Annotated in this window: 16 protein-coding genes; 6 read left to right on the plus strand and 10 right to left on the minus strand. The window is 58.6% G+C overall.

The genetic code is table 11. From position 1 onward, the window contains the following. Positions 1-56 precede the first annotated feature (56 nt). The 7 genes from atpB to mioC all read right to left on the minus strand — a co-directional run bounded on the left by atpB (position 57) and on the right by mioC (position 6,679). Positions 57-839 carry a F0F1 ATP synthase subunit A gene (atpB, locus tag AB5Y59_RS04065; RefSeq protein ID WP_010672266.1) on the minus strand — a complete coding sequence of 261 codons (783 nt, stop codon included), beginning with the start codon at positions 837-839 and terminating at the stop codon, positions 57-59. Positions 840-847: 8 nt separating this feature from the next. Next, positions 848-1,258 carry an ATP synthase subunit I gene (locus AB5Y59_RS04070; RefSeq protein WP_010672267.1) on the minus strand — a complete coding sequence of 137 codons (411 nt, stop codon included), beginning with the start codon at positions 1,256-1,258 and terminating at the stop codon, positions 848-850. Positions 1,259-1,448: 190 nt separating this feature from the next. Beyond that, positions 1,449-2,357, minus strand: coding sequence for a ParB/RepB/Spo0J family partition protein (locus AB5Y59_RS04075; RefSeq protein ID WP_010672268.1), 909 nt, complete (start codon positions 2,355-2,357; stop codon positions 1,449-1,451). Beyond that, positions 2,354-3,157 (minus strand): ParA family protein, encoded by an 804-nt coding sequence (locus tag AB5Y59_RS04080; protein ID WP_029313362.1) that lies wholly within the window; start codon positions 3,155-3,157, stop codon positions 2,354-2,356. The genes AB5Y59_RS04075 and AB5Y59_RS04080 overlap by 4 nt, the downstream gene beginning before the upstream one ends. A gap of 27 nt (positions 3,158-3,184) precedes the next feature. Next, on the minus strand, positions 3,185-3,811 hold the full coding sequence (rsmG, locus tag AB5Y59_RS04085) for a 16S rRNA (guanine(527)-N(7))-methyltransferase RsmG (protein WP_010672270.1): 627 nt from the start codon (positions 3,809-3,811) through the stop codon (positions 3,185-3,187). Positions 3,812-3,831: 20 nt separating this feature from the next. Further along, entirely contained in the window at positions 3,832-5,721 is a 1,890-nt protein-coding gene (mnmG, locus tag AB5Y59_RS04090) for a tRNA uridine-5-carboxymethylaminomethyl(34) synthesis enzyme MnmG (RefSeq protein ID WP_010672271.1), read from the minus strand. 508 nt (positions 5,722-6,229) lie between these two features. Next, complete coding sequence (mioC, locus tag AB5Y59_RS04095) at positions 6,230-6,679, minus strand: FMN-binding protein MioC (RefSeq protein ID WP_039040628.1); 450 nt, start codon at positions 6,677-6,679, stop codon at positions 6,230-6,232. Between the two features lie 371 nt (positions 6,680-7,050). Here mioC and AB5Y59_RS04100 point away from each other — a divergent pair, with 371 nt between their 5' ends. The 5 genes from AB5Y59_RS04100 to fhuB are packed head-to-tail and all read left to right on the plus strand — an operon-like array spanning position 7,051 to position 14,590. Then, complete coding sequence (locus tag AB5Y59_RS04100; protein ID WP_029313364.1) at positions 7,051-9,159, plus strand: TonB-dependent siderophore receptor; 2,109 nt, start codon at positions 7,051-7,053, stop codon at positions 9,157-9,159. A 60-nt stretch (positions 9,160-9,219) separates the two neighbouring features. Further along, a complete protein-coding gene (locus tag AB5Y59_RS04105) occupies positions 9,220-10,866 on the plus strand; it encodes a multidrug ABC transporter permease/ATP-binding protein (protein ID WP_368211510.1) in 1,647 nt (548 codons plus the stop codon). A 46-nt stretch (positions 10,867-10,912) separates the two neighbouring features. Continuing rightward, positions 10,913-11,677, plus strand: a complete 765-nt coding sequence (locus AB5Y59_RS04110; RefSeq protein WP_010672275.1) for an ATP-binding cassette domain-containing protein — start codon at positions 10,913-10,915, stop codon at positions 11,675-11,677. Positions 11,678-11,708: 31 nt separating this feature from the next. Beyond that, entirely contained in the window at positions 11,709-12,611 is a 903-nt protein-coding gene (locus AB5Y59_RS04115; RefSeq protein WP_368211552.1) for an ABC transporter substrate-binding protein, read from the plus strand. Next, the gene (gene fhuB, locus AB5Y59_RS04120; protein WP_368211511.1) at positions 12,608-14,590 is read left to right on the plus strand and encodes a Fe(3+)-hydroxamate ABC transporter permease FhuB; all 1,983 of its coding nucleotides are present in this window, start codon (positions 12,608-12,610) and stop codon (positions 14,588-14,590) included. The genes AB5Y59_RS04115 and fhuB overlap by 4 nt, the downstream gene beginning before the upstream one ends. A gap of 419 nt (positions 14,591-15,009) precedes the next feature. On the opposite strand, the gene AB5Y59_RS04125 is transcribed toward fhuB, so the two are convergent. Continuing rightward, positions 15,010-16,329, minus strand: coding sequence for a type II toxin-antitoxin system HipA family toxin (locus tag AB5Y59_RS04125; RefSeq protein WP_368211512.1), 1,320 nt, complete (start codon positions 16,327-16,329; stop codon positions 15,010-15,012). Next, positions 16,329-16,583: a helix-turn-helix domain-containing protein gene (locus AB5Y59_RS04130; protein ID WP_017410478.1), complete on the minus strand. Its 255-nt coding sequence runs from the start codon at positions 16,581-16,583 to the stop codon at positions 16,329-16,331. The genes AB5Y59_RS04125 and AB5Y59_RS04130 overlap by 1 nt, the downstream gene beginning before the upstream one ends. A 538-nt stretch (positions 16,584-17,121) precedes the next feature. On the opposite strand from AB5Y59_RS04130, the gene AB5Y59_RS04135 reads away from it, so the two are divergent. Continuing rightward, positions 17,122-17,739: a recombinase family protein gene (locus AB5Y59_RS04135; protein ID WP_368211513.1), complete on the plus strand. Its 618-nt coding sequence runs from the start codon at positions 17,122-17,124 to the stop codon at positions 17,737-17,739. Here AB5Y59_RS04135 and AB5Y59_RS04140 read toward each other — a convergent pair. Continuing rightward, positions 17,736-18,059, minus strand: a complete 324-nt coding sequence (locus tag AB5Y59_RS04140) for a hypothetical protein (RefSeq protein WP_368211514.1) — start codon at positions 18,057-18,059, stop codon at positions 17,736-17,738. The genes AB5Y59_RS04135 and AB5Y59_RS04140 overlap by 4 nt on opposite strands. Positions 18,060-18,467 lie beyond the last annotated feature (408 nt).

The following is an 18,467-nucleotide window of genomic DNA, read 5'->3' on the forward strand; positions in this document are numbered from 1 at the left end:
GGATCTCCATTTATTTAGATGTAATTGATTGTATAAAAAGGATTATTTGAGTTGCATCAACCATGGTCTTCCTGCGCCATCGACAGATAGACGATGGTCAGAACCATGAAGATAAACGCCTGCAAAGTGATGATCAGGATGTGGAAGATTGCCCAAGGCACGGACAGGATCCACTGTGACCACCAGGGTAACAAACCCGCAATCAGGATGAAGATCAGTTCGCCAGCATACATGTTGCCGAACAGTCGCAGACCCAATGAAACAGGCTTGGAAATCAACGTGACGGTTTCAAGGATGAAGTTAACCGGGATGGCAGCAGGGTGATTGAAAGGCTGAAGCGTCAGCTCCTTCACGAACCCGCTGATACCCTTGACCTTGATGCTGTAGTACAGGATCAAGAAGAACACGCCCAAAGCCATGGACATGGTGATGTTAACGTCAGCAGAGGGAACCACACGCAGATAGGGAACACCCATCAACTGTGCAGCGTGAGGGATAAAGTCAACGGGGATCAGGTCCATGAAGTTCATCAGGAAGATCCACACGAACACCGTCAGGGCCAAAGGTGCGATGACCTTGTTGCGACCATGAAAGATGTCCTTGACGTTACCATTCACAAACTCGACCAGCATCTCCACAAAGCACTGCAGCTTACCGGGCACACCGCTGGTGGCCTTGACGGCAACCTTGCGGAACAACCAGATAAACAGGGCGCCTAGCACGACGGAAAATATCATGGAATCGATATTCACCGTCCAGAACCCGGACCCTACCTGCAGGTGGGTCAGGTGGTGGGAGATATATCCCTGAGGAGTCAGGACTTCTCCGGTTGCAGACATGAGTTTTCCTAATAGTGGTTGTTAAGCGTGAATGAAACTATCCACTGTACAACGAGGGCGAGGATATAAGTGGCGAAGAACGAGGCGGTGTCGACCTCAATCCCGGCGCCAAACAGCAGGGCGAAAAGTCCTGTTGTAGTAATGAGCTTAATCCCTGCCCCACCATAAAAGTCCCGCAAAACCAGGCCTACGCTCTCTTTCGTCACCTTGCGGCGCAGAACCCAGAGCGTGAACAGGGCTTGAGGAACCCAGTACATCCCCCCTCCGTAGAGAGAGGATTGTCCGGCGAACTCTCCCGCCTGATAAAACCAGACGGTGGCGATCGCCAGGATCAGGACCAGCTGACAAACGAGCATAGCCAAGGCCAGCGTCAAACCTTCCAAGGCTATTTTCTGCTTCACCAACCTACCCCTGAACATTACAGAACTGTAAAAAATCGGGATCCGAAGACCCCAGGTTCACAGCTCGAAAAGCCGGTCAAATTATACCCGTGAAGACGGCTATTGCAACATGGCAAAAATCCTTAATTTTTGCGGCTTTCCGCGCGAAATTAAGGTTATGTTCATATCGAAAGTAATGGATGTTTTATTACTACAAAAAGCGTAAAAATCACGATTCTGACAGGCCAAAATAGCCCAATACCCGGTCCAAATCTGCCAAGTTATCGTAACTTATTACTAACTTGCCGCTATCTTTCTTGCCCGGCTGAAGTTGCACCTGATTGCCAATTTTTTCAGAAATCTGGCGCTCGAGATAACCAAACTGCGGATCGCGGACGGGTTCAACCCTGGTTTTTGCCGGTTCCAGTGCTTTTTGCACCAGCTTCTCGGTATCTCGCACTGTCAGCCCCTTCTGGGCCACCAGTTTGGCCAGCTCTGACTGGGCCTGACCGCTCAGGGCCAGCAGGGCACGGGCATGCCCCATGTCGAGGTCGCCATGTTCCACGAAGCGCTTCACGTCCTCGTTGAGCTGGTTGAGACGCAGCAGGTTCGTGACCGTGGTGCGGGACTTGCCTACCGCCTCGGCAACCTGCTGGTGAGTCAGTTCGAACTCCGTCAGCAGGCGCTGGAGGGCGACGGCCTCCTCGATGGCGTTGAGATCTTCACGCTGGATGTTCTCGATGAGTGCGATGGCGACGGCCGCCTCGTCGGCGACATCCTTGACCAGGCAGGGCACCACTTCGAGACGGGCCAGCTGGGAGGCGCGCCAGCGGCGTTCACCAGCAATGATTTCGAAACGGTTTTCACCGATGGAGCGAACCACGATGGGCTGGATCACCCCTTGTGCACGGATGGAGTTGGCCAGCTCCTCCAGCGCATCCTGGGACATATCCTTGCGCGGCTGGTATTTGCCGGACTGCAACCACTCCACCGGCAGCTTGCGCAATTCCCCCTGATTGGTCGGGGCCATGGCCTGTTCGGTGCGCTGGTCGCTCATCACCTGTTTCTGGCGGGCGGCCGTGCTGGTGCTGAGCAGGGCGTCCAGCCCCTTGCCCAGCCCACGTTTCTTCGGCGTCATATGCTCTCTCGATCTGCGGTGAGCGGCTGGGACTCCTGCTCCTGGCGGCGCAGGATCTCGCCAGCCAGGGCCAGATAGGCCTTGGCCCCCACCGATGATTTGTCATAGTGCATGGCTGGCGCGCCAAAGCTCGGCGCCTCCGCCAGTCTTACGTTGCGGGGAATGATGGTGCGATAGACCTTGTCCCCGAAATGCTGTTTCAGCTGATCGGACACATCATTGGCCAGCCGGTTGCGATGATCGAACATGGTGCGCAGCACCCCTTCAATCTTCAGCTCCGGATTGACCACGGCTGCCAGCTTGCTGATGGTGTCCACCAGGGCGGTCAGCCCTTCCAGCGCATAGTATTCGCACTGCATGGGCACCAGCACGGAGTCGGCGGCGGCCATGGCGTTCACCGTCAGCATGTTGAGAGAAGGCGGGCAGTCGATGAAGACGTAGTCGTACTTGTCCCTGACCGAGGCCAGGGCGTTGCGCAGGCGAATCTCGCGGGCAAAAAACTCCATCAGGCGGATTTCTGCCGCGGTCACGTCGGCATTGGCGGCAATCAGGTGATAGCCTCCCGAGGTTTCGGGGATGATCACCTCGCCGATGGGGGCATCTTCGATCAGCAGTTCATAGGCGGTGCGCTCGACATCGTACTTGTCGACGCCACTGCCCATGGTGGCATTGCCCTGCGGATCCAGATCGATCACCAGCACCTTGCGCCGGGTAGCGGCCATGGAGGCGGCCAGATTCACACAGGTGGTGGTTTTACCCACTCCACCCTTCTGGTTGGCTATGGCAATGACTTTTCCCACACTGTCCCCTAAATGAATGCGGCGGCCCTATTCGGGCTGGATGGCTTTAAACTCCAGCAGATGGCGTTCGCCTTCCAGTTCCGGCACCACCAGCTTGTGGGTGGCAACCAGACGAATGCTGTCAGGCAACTGTGCCAGCTCCTGCTCGGGGTATTGTCCCTTGAGCGCCAGGAAGCTGCCCTCGGGTGACGGCAGATGATGACACCAGCTCAGCATGTCCTCCAGGGAGGCGAAAGCCCGGCTCAGTACACCATCAAATCCGGTCTCGGGTTGATACTCCTCCACCCGGGATTTGACGGGGGTCACATTGGTCAACCCCAGCTCCAGGATCACCTGGCGGATGAAGTTGATCCGCTTGCCCAGGCTGTCGAGCAGCACGAACTGTTTGTCCGGATTGATGATGGCCAGCGGCAGTCCGGGCAGACCCGGACCCGTTCCCACATCGATGAAGCGTTCACCGTGCAGGTGAGGACTCACCACCAGGCTGTCGAGGATATGCTTGACCAGCATGGCGTCCGGATCTCGCACCGAGGTGAGATTGTAAGCCTTGTTCCACTTGTGCAGCAACTCGACCAACTGCACCAACTGGGTCTTCTGGGTTTCGGTGATAACAATTCCGGCCTGCATGAGCAGGCCGTTCAATCTTTGCAGCATGTTGTCCAACGGGGAATTCCTCAGGCGGTTTTACGCAGCAGGCCGTGTTTCTTCAGGTGCACCAGCAAGATGGAGATGGCGGCAGGAGTGATGCCGGAGATGCGGGACGCCTGACCAATGGTCTCTGGCTTGGCATCGTTGAGCTTGGCGATCACCTCGTTGGAGAGACCGTTCACGTCGCGGTAGTTCATATCCAGCGGCAGCAGGGTGTTTTCGTTGCGCAGCTGTTTCTCCACCTCGTCGTGCTGACGCTCGATGTAACCGGCGTACTTGATCTGGATCTCCACCTGATCCGCGGCAGCCGCATCGGTCAATGCAGGCCCCACACCCTCGATGGCCATCAGGGCATCGTAGGTCACCTCGGGGCGACGCAGCAGCTCTTCCAGGCTCTGCTCCCGGGTCAGGGGAGTGTTGACCAGGGCGTTGACGGCCTCCAGAGACGGATGCTGCGGGTGGATCCAGGTCGAGCGCATGCGCTGACGTTCCTGCTCCACCTGTTCCACCTTGGCATTGAACAGGCTCCAGCGATGATCATCCACCAGACCCAGCTCGCGGCCGATGGCGGTCAGGCGCAGATCCGCGTTGTCTTCCCGCAGCAGCAGGCGATATTCGGCACGGCTGGTGAACATGCGATAGGGTTCGCGGGTCCCCAGTGTGGAGAGATCGTCCATCATCACGCCCATGTAGGCCTGATCCCGGCGTGGGTGCCAGGCTTCCTTGCCCTGGGCGCGCAAGCCCGCGTTCAGACCGGCCATCAGGCCCTGGGCAGCGGCCTCTTCATAGCCGGTGGTGCCGTTGATCTGGCCGGCGAAGAAGAGGTTCTCGATGCACTTGCTCTCCATGTTGGCCTTGAGATCCCGCGGATCGAAGAAATCGTACTCGATGGCGTAGCCAGGGCGAGTGATATGGGCATTCTCGAAGCCACGGATCGAGCGGACGATCTGCACCTGCACGTCGAACGGCAGGCTGGTGGAGATCCCGTTCGGGTAGAGCTCGTGGGTGGTCAGGCCTTCCGGTTCCACAAAGATCTGGTGCGCCGTCTTGTCGGCAAAGCGGGTGATCTTGTCCTCGATCGACGGACAGTAGCGCGGGCCTATCCCCTCGATCACCCCGGCGTACATGGGGCTGCGATCCAGGTTGTTGCGGATCACCTCGTGGGTCTGCTCATTGGTATGGGTCACGTAGCAAGGCATCTGGCGCGGATGCTGGCTGGCGTTGCCGATGAAGGAGAAGACCGGGCGAGGATCGTCACCATGTTGCTGCTGCATCACGGAAAAATCGACGGTGCGTGCATCGATGCGTGGTGGCGTGCCCGTTTTGAGGCGATCGATGCGCAGCGGCATTTCACGCAGGCGCTGGGCGAGGGCAATTGAGGGAGGATCCCCGGCGCGGCCCCCTTTGTAGTTCTCCATGCCGATGTGGATCAGACCATTGAGGAAAGTGCCAACGGTCAGTACGACCGTCTTGCCGCTGATGCGGATCCCGCTCTGGGTAACGACCCCGGCGACGCGATCCCCGTCCATGACCAGATCGTCGCAGGCCTGCTGGAAGATCTTCAGGTTCGGGTAGTTCTCCAGGGTCTGACGCACCACAGCCTTGTACAGCAGGCGATCCGCCTGGGCACGAGTAGCCCGCACCGCAGGGCCTTTGGAAGAGTTGAGCGTGCGGAACTGGATCCCGCCGAGATCGATGGCCTGCGCCATGATCCCGCCCAGGGCATCGACTTCCTTGACCAGATGTCCCTTGCCGATCCCGCCGATCGCCGGATTGCAGGACATATGCCCCAGCGTATCTATGTTGTGGGTGAGCAACAGGGTATTGAGACCCATACGGGCTGCCGCTGTTGCTGCTTCGGTTCCTGCATGACCGCCACCGACGACGATCACATCAAATTGTTCATGGTATTGCATTGGGGATCACCTTGATCTGCACGCCTGAAGATCTTTGTTTGCCTGGTCTGAAGGGCGGATCATTCTATCTGTTTAGCATCCGGAGGGGAACGTCTACTTCAGGATCAGTATGGATCAGGGATCGGTTAAATAGATCTTAAGGATCTTTAGATCGATCTTTTATTGGATCTTTTATTAGGATCCGCGACTTCTGTTGATAAGGCATTTTTGATCATAAAGATCATTCGGTTAAGGTCGATCGCTGCTTGTGGAAAAGCTTGGATCCAGAGGGGGCGAACGGGGGGATAACATGGGTTTTTATACACAGATACATGGTCGGCAAGATCTAATACATGAATAACTATAGGTTTTACAGAGCTTAGCACCTAAGTTATACACAATTATCCGAGCTCATGTGGGGAGCTCTCGGGAAAAACTTATCCGGATCCACCTGTTAATAACCTGGTGGATAGGGATCTGGGGATAACCAGGGAGATCGGGGGTCGTGACCGGATCTCCCTGGCCCTGATCAGCCGATCAAGGTCATCCAGTCGTGGATCCAGGTTTCTGCGGCATCTTCGGGGATCTCGTGCTGGGTCACGTCTATTTCCAGGAGATCCCCCAGTCGGCTGGCACCGCACCCGGCCAGCAGCCGATCCAGCGTCTTGCCGCCCTGGCAGAAGGTGTCATAGCTGCGATCCCCCAGGGCGATCACTCCGTACTTGAAGGCGGCGAGATCCGGCTGCTGTTCGGCAAGATCCCGGGCAAAGGGCTGCAGATTGTCGGGTACGTCCCCCGCTCCATGGGTGGAAGTGACCACCAGCACGATGGCTTCTGGCTCGGTCAGGATCCTGGCCAGGCTGGCGGGGTTGTGGATCTCCGCCTGGTGGCCCGCCTGTTCAAGGAGGCCGACCACATGATCTGCGACATATTCGGAGGCCCCCAGCATGGAGCCGACGACGAGGTTGAGTTTGGCCATGGAATGGATCCTGATGTCATCGAAAAAGTGAAGAGGGGGGATCTTACCGCCAAAGCATGTGGATAAATATGGATAAAGCTTGGGGATAAGGATCCTGTCCACTTTTTTGCAGCCAAAACCGGTCTCGTGGCCGTCGTGGCGCCTTCTTTCCGCCTGTTGCGACCTCATCGCACATTTCGTTGTCAAACGACACTTCAAAACATCAATTAACAATGCAGATGCAAATGATTAGCAATTATTGAATCGATTCGATCACGGCACCTGTAGTAGCATGGCGCTGCTTTATTCGCCTGAGGCGCCGGGCTGACCGGTCCAATTGGGCACCCATAATAAGAAATCAAACATAACTTATTGATATTTGAGACACTTATATGATTGCGCAAAAAAATACCCCGAATGCCGTGATGCGAAAGAGAGGAGCACAGCTGCTGCCGCTCTCCTGTCTGCTGGCGTCCCTGCCCGTGTTGGCGGCGGAACAGGCGGATAAAGAGTTGCCCAAGGCGGGCGAAACCATGGTCGTGACCGGGACCGCCATGAAGGTCGAGGTCCCCATGGCAGAGACCCCCCGTGCCGTTTCCGTGGTCAATCGCGAAGAGCTGGACCAGCACGCCGTACTCAAGCTAGACGAGTCCCTGCGCTATCGCTCCGGCGTCCTGTCCCAGTCCTATGGTTCGGACACGGATGCTGACTGGTTCAAGGTGCGCGGCTTCGATGCGGCTTCTTACCTGGATGGCAACCGTCTTTTCAGCACCGGTTACTATGTCTGGACCCCGGAGCCCTTCGGCCTTGAGAGCGTGGAAGTGCTCAAAGGCCCGGCCTCCATTCTGTATGGCGAAGCCCCTCCCGGAGGCGTCATCAACGCCATCAGCAAGCGTCCGACCGCGACCCCGCAGGGACTGGTGAACCTGCAACTGGGCAACCGGGATCTGCGCCAGGTCGGGGTGGATGTCTCCGACACCCTTACCGACAACAGCCGTTATCGTTTGGTGGCCCTCTACAACGAGCGGGACGGCGTGCTGGACGGCACCTACAACGAGCGTGCCTATCTGGCGCCGAGCGTGACCCTGGATATTTCGGATCGCACCACGCTGACGCTGCTCTCCAGCTTCAAGCACGATGAAGGGGTGCCGACCAACGGCTTCTTCCCGGTCTATGGCACCCTGAATACCTCCGGCGGCCAGATCGATCCCTCCACCAACCTGAGCCAGCCGGATTACGATCGCAATCGCAATACCCAGATCTCCGCCGGGTACGAGCTGGCCCACCAGCTCAACCAGACCTGGGAGTTCAAGCAGAACGTTCGCTTCAACTACAACGATCTGCTGCTGCGCCAGACCTATATCTTCCCGACCTATGAAGGCACCACCGCCTACCGCGGCCTGGTCTACCGGGATGGGGATACCAAGAGCGCCACCATGGACAACCAGATGGTGGGCTACTGGAACACCGACAGCACGGAGCAGACCCTGCTGCTGGGGGTGGATCTGCAGCGCCATGTGAATGAAGGTCAGGAAGCCGACAACTATGGCATGGGCGCCATCAACACCATGAACCCGGATTACAGCGGTTTCCCCGGTTTTGATGAATCCACCGCGACCCATCAGAAGAGCACCAAGGGTCAGAGCGGCCTCTATGCCCAGCACCAGATCCGCTGGGATGATCGCTGGCTGCTGACCGCGGGCGGTCGTTTCGATTACGTGGAAACCCACAACATCAGCGAAGCCAAGAGCAAGAACGAGAAACAGTACGACGACAACCTCTCTCTCTCCGGCAGCCTGATGTACCTGGCCGACAACGGTCTCTCCCCTTACTTCGCCTATGCGGAATCCTTCGAAGTGCTGCCGGGGATAGACCCCAACACCGGCAACTCCTACAAGCCGCTGGAAGGCAAGCTCTACGAGACCGGGGTCAAGTACGCACCCAGCTTCCTCGATGGCTACATCAACCTGGCGCTGTTCGATCTGGAGCAGACCAACTCCCTGGTCTCTACCGGCTCCGGCCAGCAGACCCAGGCCGGTGAAGTGACCTCTCAGGGGGTCGAGCTGGAAGGGAGCGTGCAGGCCACCGAGGCGTTGCGCCTGACCGCTGCATATACCTATACCGATGCCAAGACCAACGACACCGGCAACGGCGATCGTCGTGCGAGCCTGATCCCGCGCCACCAGGCCTCCTTCTGGGGCAACTACAAGGTGCAGCAGGGCCCGGTATCCGGTCTTGAGCTGGGTTCCGGCGTGCGCTATGTGGGTTCCAGCGTCGGCATCGGCGCGGTGAATGCGGACTACACCCCCATCTATGGTTCCGCCCAGGTACCGGCACACACCGTATGGGATGCGATGATCGGGTATGACTTTGCCAAGAACTGGCGTGCCCAGATCAACGTCAACAACCTGCTGAACGACACCTATGTGGCGAGCTGCGACTACTACTGCTACTACGGCGAGCCGCGCAGCATAGTCGGCACCGTCAACTACCGCTGGTAAGCGACAGGCCGGGCGGGGGCGAAGGCTCCCGCCCTCCTTCCATTCATCTACAGGCCTGTCATGGAACTCTTGTCACTGGTTTATCGCCAATACCGTTGGCCCTTCATCGCCATTACCCTGCTCAGCCTGCTGAGTGCTGTCAGCGGGATAGGCGTCATTGCCTTCATCAATCAATCACTTATCGAATCAGTCGGGGATCCGCTGCCGATCCTGGGTCAGCTTGTCGGCCTTGTCTTGCTGCTGCTGGTGATCACGCTCGGATCCCAACTGGCCCTGACCACCCTGGGTCACCATTTCGTCTACCGGTTGCGTGGCCGCCTGCTCAAGCAACTGCTGGATACCGACGTCGCCCGTCTGCGTCAAATAGGGCAGGGGCCGCTCCTGGCCTCCCTTTCCAGCGACATCGGTCAGATCACCATCGCCTTCGTGCGCCTGCCGGAACTGGTACAGGGTCTGGTGCTCACCCTGGGCTCCATCATCTACCTTGGCCTGCTCTCTCCCGCCTTGCTCGGTGTTACCGCCCTCTGGGTCACCGTGACCATGGTGGTTGGCTGGCTGCTGGTGAACCGGGTCTATCGCCACCTGGCGCACATGCGCCAGGCCGAAGACAGGCTCTACCAGAACTACCAGTCCATCATCGCCGGGAGCAAGGAGCTGGCGCTCAACCGCGAGCGTGCCCACTTCGTCTACCACCAGCTCTATGAGCAGAATGCCCGGGACTACCGGGAGCAGATCATCCGCGCCGATACCTACCACCTGAGCGCGGTGAACTGGTCGAACATCATGATGCTGGGTGCCATCGGCCTGGTCTTCTTCCTGGCCAACGGGCTGGGCTGGGCCAACACCAATGTGGCCGCCACCTTCGCCCTGACCCTGTTGTTCCTGCGCACTCCCTTGCTGCAAGGCATCGGAGCCCTGCCGACCCTGATCGCCGCCCAGGTGGCGTTCGACAAGATAGCTGCCCTCAATCTGGCAGAGTCGGACGAAGCGTTCCCGTTGCCGCCTGCGCCTCGCCCCTGGCAGCGCATCGAGCTGGATCAGGTGAGCTTTCACTACCAGGGGGAGGGCGGTTTCTCCGTGGGCCCCATCAATCTGGTGATCGAGCGGGGGGAGCAGATATTCCTCATCGGTGGCAATGGCTCCGGCAAGTCGACCGTGGCCATGCTGCTGACCGGGCTCTATCAACCGGTCTCTGGCCGGATCCTGCTGGATGGGGAGCCGGTCACCGATCGCAACGGCTATCTGGGGCTCTTCTCCGCCATCTTCACCGACTACCACCTGTTCCAGCATTTGCTGGGGCCCGAGCCGAAAGAGGCGCTGGTCGCCGAGTGGCTTGAGCGGTTGCAGATGGGCAGCAAGCTTGCCATCGAGGATGGCTTCATCGCCGATATCGACCTCTCCCAGGGCCAGCGCAAGCGGGTCGCCCTGCTGCTGGCCCTGGCAGAGCAGCGGGAGGTGATGCTGTTCGACGAGTGGGCCGCGGATCAGGATCCCCAGTTCCGCCGCATCTTCTATCAGGTGCTGTTGCCGCGTCTCAAGGAGATGGGCAAGACGGTGATCGCCATCAGCCACGACGATCACTACTTCTCTCTGGCCGATCGCCTGCTGGAGATGCGCCAGGGCCGCCTCACCGAACTGACCGGCGAGCAGCGCGAGCAGGTGAGCCGGGATGCGGTCGCCCATCTGGATGGCAAGGTGCCGACCTGATGCTGGCACCGATGAGACTGGCAGCAAGCCAGCACAGGAATTGCTTATGTTCGAGATGAAATCCGCCAGCTTCGCGGTCAATGACCGCACGCTGCTGCACCCCACCAGCCTTCGCTTCGAGCAAGGTCGGGTCTATGGCCTCATCGGCCACAACGGGTCGGGAAAATCGACCCTGATCAAGCTGCTGGCGCGCCAGCAACCCCACAGCGGCGGGGAGATCCTGTTCGATGACCAGCCGTTGTCTGCCTGGGGCAACCGGGAGTTTGCCCGTCAGGTGGCCTATCTGCCCCAGCACCTGCCGAGTGCCGAAAACCTGCTCGGCCGCGAGCTGGTGGAGATGGGGCGCTACCCCTGGCGCGGCCTGCTGGGCCGGATGGGAGCGGAAGATCACCGTCAGGTGGAGCGGGCCATCGCCCTGACCCACACCGAACGCTTTGCCGATCGGCTGGTGGATACCCTCTCCGGCGGTGAGCGGGGACGAGTCTGGCTCGCCATGCTGCTGGCTCAGGAGAGCCGTTTCATCCTGCTGGACGAGCCACTGGCCGCCCTGGACGTGGCCCATCAGGTGGAGGTGCTCACGCTCGTCAAGCAGCTCAGCCGCCAGCTCAACCTCGGGGTCATCATCGTCATTCACGACATCAACATGGCCTCCCGCTTCTGCGATCGGCTGGTGGCGCTGCACTCCGGCCGTCTGCTGACCCACGGCGAGCCCGAACAGATTATGACAGGGGAGACCCTGAACGCCATCTATGGCATCCCCATGGAGGTCATTCGCCATCCGGCCCATGACCACGCCATCGCCATCGTCTGACCGGGGGCCGCTCTTGAACCGTTTATTGAAGATGGCGCCCTGTCTGCTCAGTCTGCTGCTGCCCCTGGCAGGGGAGGCCGGGCAGCTTGTCACCGCCACCGACGCCACCAGCGCCACGCCTCGCATCGCCACAGTGGACTGGACCATAGCCGAGACCCTCCTGGCTCTGGGGGTCACCCCGATGGCGGTGGGGGATGTGGCCCCCTATCGCGCCTGGGTCGGTGAACCCCAGCTTCCTGCCGGGGTGATCGATATCGGGCTGCGTGCCCAGCCCAACCGGGAACTGCTGGCGGAGCTCAAACCGGATCTTATTCTCATCTCGCCGCTGGCGGCCCCCCTGGCGCCGACTCTCTCCCGCATCGCGCCGGTGCACTCCATCGCCCTGTATGAACCGGGCACCGATCTGTGGCTGCGACTGCGGGAAGCGACCCTGACCATAGCCGCCCTGGTCAACAAAGAGACCGAGGCCGAACGCCAGCTCGCCGCGCTGGAGCTGGATCTGGCACAGATGCAGGCGGCGCAGCCCGCCGATCTGCCCCCCTTGCTGGTGGTGCAATTCATCGATGAGCGCCATGTGCGGGTGTTTGGCCATGGCAGCCTGTTCGAGGCAGTGATGCAGCGCCTCGGCCTTCGCAACGCCTGGCAGGGAGAGACCAATGCCTGGGGATTCTCGGTCGCGAGCCTGGAGCAGTTTCTCGGGATGTCGGAGGCCAGGCTGGTGGTGGTGGACCCCGTGCCCGTAGGAGTTGGTGAAAAACTTCAGGAGCCTGGATTGTGGCAGCATCTCCCGCTGGTACAGAACAATCCGGTGATCTATCTGCCTGCGACATGGAGTTTTGGTGGCATATTGGCGGCCCGCCGCTTCGCCACCCTGCTGGACGGTGCCTTGCGGGAGCAGGCTGTCCACAGAGCAACCGGGGGATCAAATCAATGAGCTCTTCTCTTTCTTCGCCCCTGCTACGCCCGGGTCTCTGCCTGTTGGTGCTGACACTGGGGCTGGCTTGCGCCGAGCTGGCGCGTCAACTGCCGGGGGCGCTCTGGTGGCAGGCCCTGTTCTCCCCCGAGCTGGACGATGCCCGCCAGGCGGTGGTCCATTTCAGCTGGCTGCCGCGCCTTGCCATCTGCCTGCTGGCCGGTGCCGCCCTCGGGCTCGCCGGTACCCTGATGCAGCAGGTGCTGCGCAATCCCCTGGCCTCGCCCACCACCCTGGGGGTGGCCTCCGGCGCCCAGCTGGCGCTGATGATGGTGACCCTGCTCGCCCCCTCCTGGCTGCTGATCGGGCGGGAGTGGATCGCCATGGCCGGGGGAAGCCTGGCCATGGGGCTGGTCTTCGCCCTGGCTTGGCGCCGTCAGCTCAATCCCGTGGTCATCGTCTTTGCAGGGCTGGTGATCAACCTCTATCTGGCCGCCATCAGCATGGGATTGCTGCTGTTCTTCCAGGAGGAGCTCAAAGGGTTGCTGGTGTGGGGGAGCGGATCTCTGGCCCAGAACAGCTGGAGCGGCGTCGGCTATCTGCTGCCACGGTTGCTGCTGGCCGCGATGCTGGCGGCGGTGCTGGTGCGCCCGCTGGCAGTGCTGGAGCTGGACGATGCCAGCGCTCGCAGCCTGGGGGTCTCTCTCAAGCACCTGAGATTCGCCGGTCTCGGCCTCGCGGTCTTCATCACCGCCTGCGTGGTGAGCGTGGTGGGGCTGATCGGTTTTATCGGGCTGGCGGCGCCCGCCATGGTGCGGCTGCTGGGGGTCAGAAAACTGGCCCAGCGGCTGCTGTGGGCACCCATCCTCGGCGCCCTGTTGCTGGCGGCCACCGATCTGCTGCTGCAGACCCTGAGCCGGTTCTGGCCTGTGCTGATCCCGACCGGCGCCATGACAGCCCTGTTGGGGGCGCCGCTGCTGCTTTGGCTGATCCCGCGTCTTGGCATCAAGCAGAGTGCGCCTAAGGCGAACTCCTCTCTGTTGTTGGCCCGCCATCCGGCGCCGACCCGCCTTGTCGGCCTGATGGTGTTGGGGCTGGCTGCGGTGGTGATCGCCTCCCTGTTGTTTGGACAGGGGATAGGCGGCTGGGGTTGGCCGAGCTGGCTGCGGTGGCAGGCCCAACTGGAGTGGCGCTTGCCGCGCACGCTGGCAGCGGGTGCCGCAGGCGTGTTGCTGGCGCTGGCTGGCACCTTGTTGCAGCGAGTCAGCAACAACCCCATGGCGAGCCCCGAGCTGCTGGGGGTGAGCGGTGGCACCTTCATGGGGGTGATTGCGGCGGCCCTGTTGCTGCCCGCCTTGCCGCTGCCCATGATGCTGCTGGGGGGGCTGATGGGCGCCTTCGCCTGCCTGTTGCTGCTGGTGCTTATCAACCGGCGCAACGGCTTCCAGCCGGAGCGGATACTGCTGTCTGGCATCGCCATCACGGCGCTGTTCGAGCCGTTGCAGGCCATCGCCCTGGCCAACGGCGACCTGCGGGTGCAGCAACTGCTCTCCTGGATGTCCGGCTCCACCTATTACGTCACCCAGCCGGTGGCCCTTGCCCTGGTGGTGTTGGCGCTGCTGATGCTGGCAGCCTGCCTGCTGGTGAGCCGCTGGCTCGATCTCATGCCCATGGGGCCGGCGGTAGCGACGGCTCTGGGGATCCATCTCGGCCGCGCCCAGCTCACCATCCTGCTGCTGGTGGCCGTGCTCACCGCCAGTGCCACCATGGTGATAGGCCCGCTCTCCTTTGCCGGTCTGCTGGCGCCGCACCTGGCCAGATTGATGGGGCTGGTGAGGGCGCGCTGGCACCTGCTCGGTGCCGCAGGCTGTGGCGCTTTGCTGATGGTGTCGGCGGACTGGATCGGCCAGCAGATCCTCTTTCCCCAGGAGGTGCCCGTCGGTCTGGTCTCCACCCTGTTAGGGGGCACTTACTTCATGTGGTGCCTGCGCCGTCTCTAGGTTGGTGGATGAAAAGCGCACAAAAAAGCCCGGGATGAACCCGGGCTTTTCATTGCCTGCTCTGCGGACTTACTTGCCGATGCAGAATGTAAATAATCTATTATCTTCAATATGTTAGTGGCTTTTCGGGGGCCGCTTGGGGTAAAAGTAACTAAAACAGCATATTGAGAGGCCGCTCACGGGTTTCTGCTATCGTGTAGCGTTCCCACATAGTCCATTCTCGATCGTGCAGCCTTCCCATATGAATCAACGCGATGCTACTACACGCATTCAAAACCGCTTTTTAGGTGAGTTTTGAACATATTTTGAACCGACCATAGCACCGTCCGGTGTCTGGAAAGCCGCTTTTACTCTTCGAACCGTGCAAACTTCCCAGAGGTGGTTTGGCTAACCGTGCAATCATCCCACATACCGTCAATTTAATCCCAGCCCTTTATCAGCCTGGCTGAGCGGGCTTTTAGGCCCTCTAGAATGGTGCTGCTGATGGCATCGGGGAAGCCCGCTGGCAATTGCTGGGTAACACGCTTAATAACATCATCAACGGAGTTGGCCAGTTCTGTCAGGATCTCTTCCATAGCAGAACGCTCAAATCCCACAGCTTTCGCCGTTTGGAAGAAATGACGCGGGAATATCTGCTCAATGGCGTATTTCTTTCCCTTGCTGCTTGCTAGGCCCATAGCGAGCTTGGCGTCCCTTCGGTTGAGGCCTCGGCCGCCAAACACTGGATAGACAGATAGGATGTCGTAAAAAGGGGTCAGGCGAAAACGCCCTTCCGGTTCAATAAAGACCGAGAAGTTCTTTGCATGGCCATCGGTGGCCGCCAGCAGCCAGAACAGGACCTGAGATTTCATGAACAGGTAGCGATCCTGTTCTGGTGTCGCAGAGCCCAGCAAGGTTTTCATGATGTCAGTGATCCCCGGTCCTCCATGGTTCTCGTATTTCCGTGCTGACGGAACATTCAATACCTGACAGAAATCTTCTTGGGGAAGGCGCATGATCCAACTGCGATCGGCAGCGTAACGTCTGTCGAAGCGTTCCACAGCCAGTGCTTTGACCTGGCCAACCTGCATCATGAAGCAGTTAGGTACGGGTAGACCAAACTCCTTGGCAATCAGAGTGCAGAGATATTCGTTTTCTACGCTCTGGGAGAGGTCTATCGAGTAGGAGTGGCTTTCAATCTTGCCGATAGGGAGTTTGATAATGTGGGTTGTCGGCGTTGCGTTGAGTGGCAAGTACCAACGGTCATCGAGATAGAGCAGCGCAGTCTTTTCTTGCGCCCCGGCGATAGAGATCCGGAACTCCTCTTGCTCTCTGACCATCCCCAAAGGGATTCCTGATTTGTAGCTGGTCAGGATCTGCTCGAGCTCGTCATCGGAAAGTGCTTTGTAGTCGATTCGCCTGACATCTGGAACGTCGTGCCCTTCGGTAACCAGCTGTAATGCCCCTACGCTATCCTGGCCAATGCAACTGAGCAGATCGAAGGGCTGGGTTGATGCCGCTTGATAGCGTGCTACAACCCTGTTTCTCACCTCCGTATTATCTGGCAGCAGGTTGTCGAAGAAGTTATAGGTTTCATCGCCCCGGTAGGCCTGATGGCGCAATGGCATGGAGAGTGAGATCGGACGGCTGCCCGGTTGTGCTAGCCATGACTCATGGTACTGAAACTGATGGGCGCCGCTGGTAGTTTTGGTGAATGTGCCTACCCGATAGCCGTTCATGTAGACAGCCAGATTGGCCATTACCACTCCTCCTTCCAGCCCGATGCCGGACTCTCGGATGACTCATTGCGGGGTTTGATATCCACTGACAATTCGAGCGCTGCGAGGATCTTGAACAGGGTTTCCAGCTTGGTGGACTCAGGATTGAGCTCGAAGCTGGAGACTGTGTCTTGCCTAATCCCCACTTTCTCGGCCACTTTGCCTTGAGAGAGCTTTTGAGAAAGCCTGGCATCCTTGATACAGGCGCTCAGCTGCTTGGCGCTGGTTACTTTCATGATTCGACAACCTGGTAGCGTGCCTTCTTCCAATTTACACGCTATGGCAGGTATATCAATATTTACCTGTTATAGGAGGTAAATGTAACTCACACGCTGTAGGCGGTATCTAACATTTATCCCCTATAGCGGGTAAGAGAACAGCAGACGGGGAGATTACCAAGCCATGGGGTAAAGAACTGCCGCGCTACGCTTGGCTGCTGGCTTGTTCGGTGAGTCGAAAAGATGACTCACCTCAAAGCCCAGCTTCTGTAGATTTCCTCCTTTGGCATCCCATTCAGCAGATCAGGAATGGTGAGCAACGTCGCTTAAATACTCAAATACAACTCAAAAGCGACTTTGTGATGACGGATCACACTTAAAGTTTGTGCTGTCAGATCAAAAGGCTATCGAAAGGTTGTGTTTCGATCGTCATGTGGTGGTTCTAAAAAGGTATACCCCATAAAAACCACTTAATACCCTCTCGAAAATCATATTGAAACCACTTATATTGAACCAATAATTTGGAACCACTTTAAACAGACTGATGGGGGTTTCAATGTTCATACGGGCGTATTTACGTGCATCGACTATGGAACAGGATGCTGAGCGGGCACGAGAGCTGCTGATTGGTTTTGCTGCTGAGCATGGCCATCAGATTGCCAGTTTCTATGTAGAGAATGAGTCGGGGGCGACGCTGGACAGGCCTGAGCTTATGCGGCTGATCCGTGATGCTGCAGATCGTGACATTGTGCTGGTAGAGCAGATTGATCGTCTGGCTCGCCTCAATCAGACAGATTGGCAAACACTGAAGCAGCTTTTGGCACAGAAACAGCTCTCCATCGTTTCTCCTGAGCTTCCGACTTCCTGGGTGGCATTACAGGGGGACAGCCGCACCGAGTTCACCAGCGCCATCTTGCAGGCTGTAAATGGCATGCTGTTGGATATGCTCGCAGCCGTCGCTCGTAAAGACTATGAAGATCGCCGTCGCAGGCAGCAGCAGGGTATTGCCAAGGCCAGGGATGAAGGGAAATACCGTGGTAGGCAGAAGGATGAGAAGAAGCGTCAGCACATCACCAGGCTGTTGGTGACAGGCCACAGTTATTCCGTGATTCAGGAGATGCTTGGTTGCTCAAGGTACCTTATCGCCAGTGTGGCCAAGGAGGCGCGCAGTTAGCTCCAGAAGTAGTAATTTTTGATGACCGGCCCACCCTTGCGCTTTGGGCGTGGGGTTGTCTTGAGGTTTTTCGCTGTCCAGATAAGTGCGATGCTCAGCGCAGTGAACAGCCCGGCGGGCCAGTGCCAGCAGGTGAGTGCGGCAAGAGCCATTAACTGCAACCTGGCCGTGATGGGGCGCCTGGTGGCCCAGGCCAGTATTGGCCAGCACCAGTAAACCGGTGGCAGGCAGATCAGCAGCCATGCAAACAGCGTGTCGCCAAGTGCCATCAAGCCCAGCGCAACCACCGCCATGAGGGCGATATCAGCGATCGGTTTCATGGTGTCTCTCTTTTGCATGCGCCTTGTAGCTATACAGACTCCACACGAAGACAAGCGTGAAGAAGGCCAGCAAGCCTACCATTCCCCAACTGAACGCATCCATCGTGTTACTCCACCACTGAACATAATTTCAGCATGGCACTGAAGGCCTTGGTATTCAATCAACTTATTGAAAACGTTGGCTTTGTTCGTTCGTGACAAAGTTGGAGTACTGGAATCCAGTGGCTTATTGACCAGTGGAATCAGCGCCCTTATCCCCGGCCAATCCCTGTCCAATTCCTTTCCACATAACTATCTATCTGGAATCTTGGTGCGGATATTCCAGATAGTGGAATGTCGCTTCAGGGCATGCTTCTTGGAATATTGGTAGATGTCCTCCTATCTATCTGGAATTTAAGTATGGAGTGA

Source organism: Aeromonas sp. s10, from assembly GCF_040907975.1.
GTDB lineage: Bacteria > Pseudomonadota > Gammaproteobacteria > Enterobacterales > Aeromonadaceae > Aeromonas > Aeromonas caviae.